At 67.2% G+C, this 10,564-nt stretch carries 9 protein-coding genes; 2 read left to right on the top strand and 7 right to left on the bottom strand.

The features are described 5' to 3' along the window. Window positions 1-188: 188 nt before the first annotated feature. From G3N93_RS25500 to G3N93_RS25475, 6 genes are all read right to left on the bottom strand, one after another. Entirely contained in the window at window positions 189-887 is a 699-nt protein-coding gene (locus tag G3N93_RS25500) for a TonB family protein (RefSeq protein WP_206134213.1), read from the bottom strand. Window positions 888-891: 4 nt separating this feature from the next. After that, on the bottom strand, window positions 892-1,302 hold the full coding sequence (locus G3N93_RS25495) for a biopolymer transporter ExbD (protein WP_206134212.1): 411 nt from the start codon (window positions 1,300-1,302) through the stop codon (window positions 892-894). Between the two features lie 18 nt (window positions 1,303-1,320). Next, window positions 1,321-3,117: a DUF2341 domain-containing protein gene (locus G3N93_RS25490; RefSeq protein WP_206134211.1), complete on the bottom strand. Its 1,797-nt coding sequence runs from the start codon at window positions 3,115-3,117 to the stop codon at window positions 1,321-1,323. Window positions 3,118-3,184: 67 nt separating this feature from the next. Continuing rightward, window positions 3,185-4,837: a ShlB/FhaC/HecB family hemolysin secretion/activation protein gene (locus G3N93_RS25485; protein WP_241011943.1), complete on the bottom strand. Its 1,653-nt coding sequence runs from the start codon at window positions 4,835-4,837 to the stop codon at window positions 3,185-3,187. A gap of 151 nt (window positions 4,838-4,988) precedes the next feature. Beyond that, window positions 4,989-5,636, bottom strand: a complete 648-nt coding sequence (gene cysC, locus G3N93_RS25480) for an adenylyl-sulfate kinase (protein ID WP_241026689.1) — start codon at window positions 5,634-5,636, stop codon at window positions 4,989-4,991. Then, window positions 5,636-6,808 carry a TIGR03032 family protein gene (locus G3N93_RS25475; protein WP_206134210.1) on the bottom strand — a complete coding sequence of 391 codons (1,173 nt, stop codon included), beginning with the start codon at window positions 6,806-6,808 and terminating at the stop codon, window positions 5,636-5,638. Before G3N93_RS25475 ends, cysC begins: the two co-directional genes overlap by 1 nt. 641 nt (window positions 6,809-7,449) lie before the next feature. Here G3N93_RS25475 and G3N93_RS25470 point away from each other — a divergent pair. Together G3N93_RS25470 and gspK are read left to right on the top strand one after the other, a co-directional pair. Next, window positions 7,450-8,040 (top strand): hypothetical protein, encoded by a 591-nt coding sequence (locus G3N93_RS25470; protein WP_206134209.1) that lies wholly within the window; start codon window positions 7,450-7,452, stop codon window positions 8,038-8,040. 36 nt (window positions 8,041-8,076) lie between these two features. After that, entirely contained in the window at window positions 8,077-9,072 is a 996-nt protein-coding gene (gspK, locus tag G3N93_RS25465) for a type II secretion system minor pseudopilin GspK (RefSeq protein ID WP_174935743.1), read from the top strand. Window positions 9,073-9,319: 247 nt separating this feature from the next. Here gspK and G3N93_RS25460 read toward each other — a convergent pair. Next, a partial coding sequence (locus G3N93_RS25460) for a transposase (RefSeq protein WP_241026688.1) occupies window positions 9,320-10,564 on the bottom strand: 1,245 nt, incomplete at its 5' end.

The following is a 10,564-nucleotide window of genomic DNA, read 5'->3' as shown; positions in this document are numbered from 1 at the left end:
CCCGAGCGTCCGCACCGCCGCGCCGACGCGCGACAGGCGCGCGGGCAGCGCGCCGTTGCGGGGCACCCCACCCCGTCCGTTCATCTTGCCAGTCAACGAAGTACTCCGAACAATATTCGTTTCTTTTCCGGCAGCATCCGTGCGACGGCGCCACCCCATGATTCTTTCGTCGTAACGCGCACGCATCGTCATGCCGGCTTGCGCCCCTGAAGCTTGACGAGCACCGGATACGAAGTCGCCGGCGGCGGCACCTCGTCGACCCTGCCGAGCGCTTCGACCGCCGCGACGACGGCCGCATCGATCTTCGCGTCGCCGGTGGACTGCGCGATCGTCACCTTCGTGATCCGTCCCGACGCATCCATCCACAGGTTCAGGTTGCCCGCGAACCGCGCGCCGCCGGCCTCCTGCACGCCCTTGTCCTGCTCGATCGCGCGCTGCAGCACGTACACCATGTATTGCGCATAGCTCGCGTTGCCGAACTTGCCGCCCCCGCCGCTGCCCAACATGCCGGAACCGTCGCCCGCGCCAATGCCGAAATTGTCGGTGCCCGCCTGCGCATCGGCATTCATCGTCATCTGCTTCGGCTGGTTGTCCGACGGCTTCGGCGCCTCGGACGGCTTCGGCGCGATCGTCGGCCGGTCGATCGGCGTCTTGACCTCTTCCTTCACCTTCTCGGGCGGCGGCTTCTGTTTCGGCGGCGGCGGGGGCGGCGGCAACGGAATCACCGTCGTCACCTGCGGCGCGCTCACGCGCTTCACGCCCGCGGTGTCGCCGGCGAAACGCCAGATCAGCGCGGCCACGCCCACGAGCACCAGCGCGATCGCGACGGGCTTCACGTAGCGGCCGGGGCCCTTGTCCGGCGGGCCGCCGTTGTAGGTCATTTCCATCGCGTCAGCCGCCCTGCTTCGCCTTGCCGGTCACCAGGCCGACCTGCGACAGGTCGAGGCGACGCAGCAGGTCGAGCACGTCCATCACCTTCTGGTACTGCACGCCCGCGTCGCCCTTCAGCACGATCGGAAATTCCGAACTGGTCGCTTTCTCGGTGCGCAACCGGCTCTCGAGCTCGTCCATCGTCACCGGGTAAGCGTCGAGGAACACCTGCCCCGAATCGGCGACCGTGATCGCCTTCGTCTTCGGCTTCGCGAGGCTCGCGGACGAGCTCGCCTTCGGCAGATCGACCTTGATGCCCTGCACCGACGCGGTCGTCATGATGATGAAGATGATCAGCAGCACGTACGCGAGGTCGAGCATCGGCGTGATGTTGATGTCGTCGTACGGCTTGTCGTCGTCCTGAACCTGCATGGTGGTCTCCTGCGTGCGTCAGTCGGCCAGCACCGCGTGATCGGGCGCGCGGTGGGCTTCGGCGAGGCGCGTGACGAATTCGTCGACGAACACCTGCATGTTCGCGGTCACGTTCTTGTTGCGGATCAGCAGGTAGTTGTAGCCAAACAGCGCGGGGATCGCGACGAACAGGCCCGTGACGGTGGCGAGCAGCGCGGCCGCGATACCCGGCGCGATCGCGTTCACGTTCACGTCGCCGGCCGCGGCGATCGCCGCGAACGTGATCATCACGCCGACCACCGTGCCGAGCAGCCCGAGGAACGGGCCGCCCGAGATCGCGATCGTCAGCAGCACCATCGACTTCGACAGCTTCTGGTTTTCGCGCACCAGCGTCGCGTCCATCGACGCGCGGATCGCCTCGATCGATTCCGACGTGATCACCGTGCGGCCGTTGTTGTCCACGCGGCTGTGGATTTCATGCACGCCGGCCTTGTACAGCCGGTACAGCGACGACTGATACAGGCGGCGGCCGTCGGCGCTCGCTTCGTCGACATGCGCGAGACCGACCAGGTGACGCCCGGCCACTTCGCGGAAACGCTGCACGAAATACTGGTTCGCCTTGTCGACGGTGCCGACGTAGCGTGCCTTCGTCCACATCACGATCCACGACACGAGCGCCATGCCGAGCAGGATCGTGATCACGACCCACGCGTCGACGGTCACCGACTGCACGATCACGCCGAAGTAGCCGAAGCCGAAACCCGACTGCTTCTCGTCGGCGCCGTACGCGACGAGCTTCGATTCCGAACCCTGCGCGAGCGCGTCGACCGCAAACACGGCCGGCGAGCGCGCGATCTTCGACAGGCGCAGTTCGTCGAGCGCACCCGAATACGCGGCGAACCCGGCCGGCGCACCCGTTGCGTCCGCACCGATCGTCGCTGCGGCGTTCAGCGCGGGCAGCGTCGCCGCGACCTGAGCAGCCTGCTTGCCGTTCACGTAGACGGTGAGGTTCTTGCCGTCGGCCGTGACCGCGAGATAGGTCCACTGGTTCGCGGCGACCGGCGATGCGGCCGGCGTGCGCACCGGCGCCGTGCCGCCAGCGACTTCCGCGAACGGCACGCCGTTGTCGAGGCCGATCAGCAGCGCGTTCGCGCCATCGCGACGGCTGTACAGCAGCGTGTTCGGCGCGAGCGCAGACGGCTTCACCCACGCACTGAACGTGAAGCTGCCGCCGGCCGGCAGGTTCAGCGACGCACTCGCCGGCAGCGTCAGCGACCCGTTACCGTCGAACCGCGCGCCCTTGCCGACGATGCCGTCCTCGACCGTCTTGAACGAGGCGTTCTGCGCATGGTTGCCGTACGCGGTCAGGTCCTTCGGCGGTGCACCCGCCGCGCCGTTGAAGTGATAGACGAGCGTGTAGTCGGCATCGAACGTCTCGGCCGGCTTGCTGCCGTCCGGCGCCTTTTTGTTGCCGTAGTACATCCAGATCGACTCCGCTGCGCCGGCCGGCATCTTCGGAATGTCGACCCAGATCAGCGCGACACCGAGCACCGGATCGTATTGCTCGACGTGGTAGTTCAGCGGCGTCTTGTCGTCGGCGGCGACGAAGCGGATGTCCGCGCCGTTGTCGGCCAGCCCGTCGAACTGGAAGTTGCCCGAGTGCAGGCGGATCAGCAGCGGCACACGGCCGGCCGATTCCGCGAGGTTCGCGCCTTTCGCGCTCGCGTCGATCGTGATCGCCTTCCGGTACGACCAGTCGTTCTGCCACCACGCGTTCGCGATGCCGGGCAGCACGCCGAGCATCACCGCCAACAGGAAAAACAAGACTCGCTTCACGATCCACTCCCCGAATGTGCGGGCACCGCGCTCGTCGCATCGCCCAGGCACGATCAAAAAAAATCCGTCAGAACCCCAGCCTTACGTAGAAATCGAACCGCGGGCTGTACTGCCGCGTGTAGACGCCCGCCTTCAACGGCCATCCGGCCTCGAAATCCGCGCTTGCGTACTTCATGATCTGCACCCGCGTGCCGACGCCGACGCTCATCAGGTTGAAGCGCGACGTCTGCTCCGGCAGCGGGCTCAAGAGCCACAGGTGCGCCGCATCGAAGAACGCGTGGAAGCGCCATTCGTTCACGCGGCTGCCGACCGCGCCGCCGAGCCACTTTGCGAGCGACGGGCTGCGCAGCTCGACCGACGCGATCACGCCGCTGTCGGCCGTGTCCTCGGCCTGCATGTAGCCGCGCACGCTGTTCATCCCGCCCGCGGCGAACTGCTCGCTCGATACGAGCGGCGAGTTCGAGATCTGCGCGTTCACGTGCGCGTTGGCCTGCATGTCGTTCGCGAAGCGCTGTGTGTGGTTGACGTCGAACTTGCCGTACACGAAATCGGGCGTCGCGTTGTAGCGCTTGTTGTCCCATGAGCCCCAGTCGCTGCCGAGGCCGCGGATGTTCGTCGTCACCGATGCGGAGAACGACGTCTGCGAGTTCTTCAGGCTCAACTGGCCGTTGTACGACAGCGTCACCGGCACATACGTGAGCGGTGCGGTCGAGCCCGGCTGGCCCGGTATCGACACGTTTTCGTCGAAGTGCTTGCGGTCGATCTCGACGCTGACCGAATGCGCATAGGTTTCCGTTGCCGGCAGCGCATAGATCGCGGTGAAGCCGTACGTGGTGCCCTTGCCGAGCACGTTGGTGTTCGCGACCGATGCGACGTTGCTGTCCGAATGCACGACCGTCGCGAGGAAACTCCAGCGCGAATCCCTGATCGGCGCGAGATACGAGAACGCGTAGACACGCGCATCGTTCGGATGCTGCGGCGCGAGCACGTAGGTGCCGGAAATCACGTGGCCGAGCTGCCACAGATTCGAGTAGCTGAGGTTCGCGGTCGTGCGCAGCGTCGACGTGCCGGGGCTGTTGTCGTTGTTCAGTTCGAGCGAGCCGTGCAGCGGGCTGTGATCGTCGACCTTCAGGTCGACGTCGACCGTCTGCGGCAACGCACCCGGCTTGAGGATCGGAATCACCTGCCGGTCCGCCGAGCGGTTCAGGTCGGTGAGCTGCTGCTGCGCCTGGTTGAAATCGGGCACCTGGCCCTCGGCCAGCGCGGGCACCGCATCGCGGATGTTCTGCGGCGAGTTGTATTTCGCGCCGTCGACGCGCAAGCGCCCGACCTTCGCTTCCGTCACCTGCAGCAGGATCACGCCGTTCTTCACCTGCTGCTGCGGCAGCTCGACGACGACCGACTGGTAGCCGCGATCCTGGTACGCCTTCTGCAATGCGTCACGTGCCGCGTTCACGTCGGCGAGCGTGCGGCCCGGCCCTTCGAACGGGTACACGGCTTTCTCGATCTCGAGCGTCGGCAACGTCGTGTTGCCGCGCACCACGAAGGCATTCACGTCGAACGACTGCGGTGCGGCCGGCGCCGCCTTCGCGGCGGGCGCGGTTTCCTGCGCATGAATCCCCGGCGCGAAACCCAGCCCACCGGCCAGCACGACACCCGCCAGGCATCGGCAGTTCAGCCGCCATCGTTCGCGTGACTTGCGGTCTACTCTCGGCGGCATGCGCCATTCCCCTTTGTTGTTCCGGACCGAAGCTTTGCGCACCGCGCCAGCCGTTCGCTCCGCTATCAAATGCCTGTTTCACTTTGATGACGATTTATTCGTCATCCTTAGCATAGTCAGCGCAATGCCGTTTCCGCCCACCGATCCGAACTTAGCCGTGACGCATCAGCGCCGCCCGCGCATCGACCGCACGACCAAACTGCGCACCGGCGAACTGCATCAGCGTGTCGACGCACGTCGCAAGCGAAGCACGACCCGTATCGATCTCGAGGTCGGCTGCCACCGGCGGTTCGTACGGTGCCGAAACGCCCGTGAATTCCGGCAGCGCACCGCACCGCGCCTTCGCATACAGCCCCTTCGGATCCCGCGCCTCGCAGCAGGCCAGCGCCGTGCTCACATACACTTCACGGAATGCCGGCCCCACGATCGCTCTCGCTTCGTCGCGCATCGCCGCGAGCGGTGAAATGACCGCGACGATCGCGAGCGCGCCGGATTCGCTCAACAATGCCGCGACCTCGGCGATGCGACGTACGTTCTCGAAACGATCCTGCACCGTAAAACCGAGATCCCGATTCAACCCCGTCCGCAACCGGTCGCCATCGAGCACCACCGGATGCATGCATCGGTCGCTCAGTCGCGCAGCCACCGCGTCGGCCAGCGTCGTCTTGCCCGCACCCGACAGCCCCGTGAGCCACAGCACCCCGCCGGCCCGCTGCGGCGCAGCCCCCCACCCTGCGTGAGCCCCGTCTACCGATAAGGACGAAACGACGCCGGAAAACCCGCAACGTTCGATCTTCATCACGCCCGTTCCCCCGTATTCGCGGGTTCGTCGTCCTCGCGCGGACGCGTCTGCCAGAAGCCGCCCTGCATCGTCACGATCGACGGCGTCTCGGCCCATTGGTGCGGACTCAGGATCTCGGCGCGCCGCACGTTCGGGAGCACCTGCACGTCGAAGATCTCGTCGACGCCGTTGAAGAACTGAAGGATGCCGAGCACGTCGCCGGTGTTCGCGTCGAGCGCGGCCACCCCCGCGACCAGCACATCCGATTCGCTTTCGATCGGCAACCCCTGCGGACCGCGCTTGTCGCGCAGCTTCGACAGCCCGACGAACAACACGCCGCCGTACTCGGCAAGACCATGCGTGAAGCCCGGCAGCTTCGCGAGCACACGCCGCGCGCCGGACTGCGGATCGATCTGCAGCACGTGGCCGCGGCCACCTTCGAGCACATGCAGTCGCCCGCCGATCATGCGCGGCGAATGCGGCATCGACAGCCCCGATGCGACGACCCGGCCGGACGGCACCTCCATCACGATGCCGCTGCTTGCCATGCCGCTGCGCCAGCCGAACGGCTCGTTGCTCATGCCGAGCGCGGTCACGAATCGCACCTTGCCGTCGGTAAACGCCATGCCGTTCAGGTGGCAGCGATCGTCCGGCGCGGTCTCCGTCACGAACGGCGGCTGCCAGATCGGCGTGAAATTAAAATAGCCGTCGATCACGCTGATGCACGAATAGCGCGTGTTCACCGCGAGCAGGACGTGCTTGTCGAACGCCATGTCGTGCAGGTCGAGATCGCCGGTGTAGTAGGACATGCGCGGCACGAACATCGCGTCGTAGTGATCCGGGCGCGCCGGATAGCGCGGCGCGAGCGTTGACACGTTCGCGAACACCATCAGCTCGTGCATCGTCGCGACCGCAAGCCGGTTGCCCGACACGGCCATCCCCATCGAGCGCGGCAACAGGCACGCGGACAGCGTGGGAACGCCATCGTCAACGCCGATCACGGCGACGCCCGACGGGCGACGGCTCACGGCCAGCGAGCACTTGAGCGCCTCGAGCACCTGCAGGAAGCGCCCCGTGTCGCGCAGGTTGATGACCGGCGACAGCGCTTCCGCTTGCCGTGCCGATGCGTCGTCCACTGGCGCGTCGCGCTCGCCGGTCGGCCTGGTTTCCTCGAACTGTTCCACTGTCATGCACCTGTCGGCTTCCTGCCGCCTGATGAGAAAAAATGCGCGTATCCGCGTGCTCCCGCGCGCCGGCACGGCGCGTCGGGGCCGCGTACGGCGCACCAAGTCGCAGCTCCCACCTACCTAGACGGAACGAAGCGCGCATTGCCGCAATGTTTTTTTGCGTGACGCCGATCGATCCGCCTGCACGGGCAAACGATCGACGCAAGCGGGCTGCAATGCGCGCGCAGCCGCTCCTCGCGCAAGACTTGCGAGATGCGGTGCATGACCTTGCGTGGCCCCCGTTTCGTGTACGTGTCGTCGCCTGGCCGACGTACGGCGCCCGGCGGTCCGCCGTTGCGCGCGGCCGGCCGGCAAGCGTGTCGCCGTCTGGCCGGCCGACGCGCGAAAAGCGCGACGGGCCAGCGAGCAGCCCGACAATCCTCGGGTTTCAACCGGGAAGTTTTTGTGACATTCCGCTGAAGATATTCACGAAACGCTCGCGAAACACGGCAAGCGATCGTCGAGACCGTTTACGCGGCACGGCGGAATCGCGATGTGCCGCGCCGCAAAACGCCGGTACGCACGAAATCCTGCGGCTTGCGGCTGCCCGCTTCGTCCTAGCTATTGAGAACAGAACACAGAACACGTCAACGACAGGATCCTCCATGTCATTCGCCACGATGCTCGTACGGTGGCTTGCCGGGCGTTTGTCCGGCGCCGCCGGAATGCCGGGCCGGCCGCTTCCGCCCGCCGCTCATGCCGCTCATGCCGCTCATGCCGCTCATGCCGCGCGGATTCCGCCGCTGCGCTGGCGTGCGCCGTGGCTCGCGTGGCAGCTGCTGTCATGGTCGGTACTCACGCTGCTCGCGCCGCCGACCTGGATGATCGGCACGCTGCTGCTGATCAACTCGTCGAGCGATCAGCCGCTGTTCTGGGGGCTCGCGATGGCGATCGTGCCCGTCGCAAACGGGGTCGCGATCGTTGCGACGAACCAGCGGCATCACCGCATGCCTTTCACGCGGCGTCCGGCGGTCGCGGCGCACATGTTCGGCATCGCGATGGCCGTCGGCTGCGCGCTGTTCGTGCTGCTGCTGTGGCGTACACACGCAATCGCCAGCCTGGTCGGCCCGCTGGCAAACGACGGCATGCGTCCCGCGACGCTCGCATGCTGGGTCGCGGGGCTCGCCGCGCTGTTCGGCGTCACGTCATCTGCGCATGCGAGCATCGCGCATGCGTGGCTGGCGTTCGAAGTGTGAGCGCACCGCGCCGACAGACACTGCGGAGGCACGCGGATGCATCGATACGGGACTGGAAGGACGGCGCGGGCTCGACGCGAACGCGGCATTGCGATCGTGACGGTACTGCTCGTCGTCGCATTGGCGGCCACGCTTGCCGCCAGCGTGCTGTGGCGCCAGCAGGTCGCGACGCGCGACGTCGAGAACCAGCGGCTCGCGACGCAGACGATGTGGATCGAGCGCGCCGCGGTCGAGTGGGCACGCGCGACGCTGCGCGCGCAAAGCGCGACGTCGAACGTCACGTTCGTCGGCCAGCCATGGTCGGCGCCGGTTGCCGACGTACAGCTCTCTGACCTGTTGCCGTCGGACGCCTTGGCGGTCAACGCCGAGCTGTCGCGCGCGTGGATCTCCGGCAGCGTCGAGGACGCGCAGGCGCGCTTCAACCTGACGAACCTCGTGTCGCGCGCCGCGCCCGGCAAGCCGTGGCAGTCCAGCGGCGAAGGCGTGCTGGCGTACCGGCGTCTGCTCGGCCAGCTGTCGCTCGATCCCGCGCTCGCGCAATCGACGGCCGACTACATGCTGCGCTCGCTGCGCGACGCGAACGGCCCGGACGGCTGGCCGCTGCAGCTCGTGTCCGTCGACGATCTCGCGCGCATTCCCGGCTACGACGCGCGAACGATCGACGCGATCGCGCCGTTCGTGACGATCCTGCCAGACCTGACCGTCGTCAACGCGAACACCGCCGCCGAACCCGTGCTCGTCGCCGCGATTCCGACACTGTCGCAGAGTCAGGCGAAGCGGCTCGTCGACCGGCGCGCGACGGCCTATTTCGTCAGCACCGGCGACATCGCCGAATACCTGCTGCCGGCGCAGGGCGGCAACCCGACGCTGCCGGACGGCTCGGCCGTCGGCGTGAACAGCGGCTATTTCATCGTGCATTGCCGCGTGCATTCGGCGCGGATCAACACGCGTATCGACACGCTGATCGCACGCTACGGCAGCGGCAATTTCGCGTGGACGTCGGTCATCTGGGTGCGACGGCTCACGAGTTGAAGCCGACGGGCTGGCCTCGATGCGTACACGGGCGTACGTACTTCATGCCGGAATGCAGCAACGGATAAGGCTATCCGGCAACTGAACCCGTGTAGCCCGAGCGTCAATGAACCGCGACGGGCGAGCACCCGTTCCTTCTTCCATGGTCGTGCTGGCAGGTATTTCGATGTCGGCGCAACGGAATCCAGCCAGCGCGTTGCGCGACACACGATAAAGACGGTGTCCGGCAGTCACCGCGGCCGGAACGCTAGACCCGCGACAACTCCCCCAACCCGACCGCGCGCACACCCTGCTGCGTCACCGCCGCATCGAACGACAGCCGCGAGAAGCTCGTCTCGCGCACTTCGCCGAGCAGCCGGTTCCAGTCGTCGATCGACACGAGCAGCGCGATCGGCCGGTTGTACTTGGTCACCATCACGAGCGCCTCGCCCGCATGCCGCAGCGCCTTCGACGGATTGCTGCTGAAGTCGCGCGTCGCCATCGCGATCGTGCGCAGGCTGAACACATTGGCAGCCGGATCGCCGTCGTCGTCGTGCATCAGGCGCTCGAGCGTCGCCGCGCGCAGCAACGCCTGCGACTTCGCGGACAGCCGGTTGTCGCGGCGCCGACGCCGCTCGCTGCGCGGGTCGACATGCACGGCGAGCATCCGCACGATCTGGCCCAGCGTCGTCGCGGGCAACTGGTCGTAACGCTGCCACCAGTCCGGCGGCAGCGCGATCATCATGCCCGCGTAGGTCGCCGTCACCCCGTCGGCGATAAGCGACGGCAAGCGGTCGACGTCGCGCGCATCGAGATCGAGCGCGCCACCGACGACGCGCGTCATCACGCTGAACGCGTTATATGCAAACGCGGCGATCCCGCTCGCCAGCAGCGCCGCGCGTGCGGGCACGCCGCCGAACGGCCCGCCGCCCGTGACGGGTTCGAGCGCCAGCGGCAGCGCGTCGCGCCAGCGCCGGCACGACAGCGCCACGACCTGCGGTGCGTCGAACCGCTCGGCCGGCAGATCGGTCAGCAGCGTGACGATTTCGCCGGGCGAATCCGCGCTGTGCCATTCGATGCGCCGAAACGCACCCGACACGCCGCCTTCGCCGGCCATCCCGACGGATTGTTCGCGCACGCGCCCACCGCCGAACACGCCGCCTTCCTGCCAGTCGCCAAGCGGCCGGCACGCGGCCGAGCGGCCGTATTCACGCAGCACGAATGCGCCGCCTCTGCGCGGCCAGCCGGAAAGAAGCGCGTCGGTATCGAAGCGTCCGTCGACGATCCACAGCTCGCCGGGACGGACCGTTTCAAGCAGCGCGCCGACGAATGCACGCTCGTGCGTCCGGCCGCGCTCGCACGGCAGCAGGTCGACGATCATCCCGAGCTCCGGATCGTAGACCGGCAGGACGCGCGCACCGCCCGGCGCCGCCTCGCGCGCCGGGGGTCGACCTGCTTCCGTCTCTGCACCCTCACTGTGCCGACGAGACGCGTCCCCCCGTTCCACACGCAC

This window comes from Burkholderia sp. Se-20378, assembly GCF_017104665.1.
GTDB lineage: Bacteria > Pseudomonadota > Gammaproteobacteria > Burkholderiales > Burkholderiaceae > Burkholderia > Burkholderia lata.
Note: the sequence above shows the minus strand (reverse complement) of the source record. Positions and strands in the feature narration are given on the sequence as shown.

Excerpts from the sequence above, each read along its gene's own strand:
- G3N93_RS25500 (WP_206134213.1), bottom strand. The coding sequence starts at position 887 with ATGGAAATGACCTACAACGGCGGCCCGCCGGACAAGGGCCCCGGCCGC.
- G3N93_RS25495 (WP_206134212.1), bottom strand. The coding sequence starts at position 1,302 with ATGCAGGTTCAGGACGACGACAAGCCGTACGACGACATCAACATCACG.
- G3N93_RS25485 (WP_241011943.1), bottom strand. The coding sequence starts at position 4,837 with ATGCCGCCGAGAGTAGACCGCAAGTCACGCGAACGATGGCGGCTGAAC.
- cysC (WP_241026689.1), bottom strand. The coding sequence starts at position 5,636 with ATGAAGATCGAACGTTGCGGGTTTTCCGGCGTCGTTTCGTCCTTATCG.
- G3N93_RS25475 (WP_206134210.1), bottom strand. The coding sequence starts at position 6,808 with ATGACAGTGGAACAGTTCGAGGAAACCAGGCCGACCGGCGAGCGCGAC.
- G3N93_RS25470 (WP_206134209.1), top strand. The coding sequence starts at position 7,450 with ATGTCATTCGCCACGATGCTCGTACGGTGGCTTGCCGGGCGTTTGTCC.
- gspK (WP_174935743.1), top strand. The coding sequence starts at position 8,077 with ATGCATCGATACGGGACTGGAAGGACGGCGCGGGCTCGACGCGAACGC.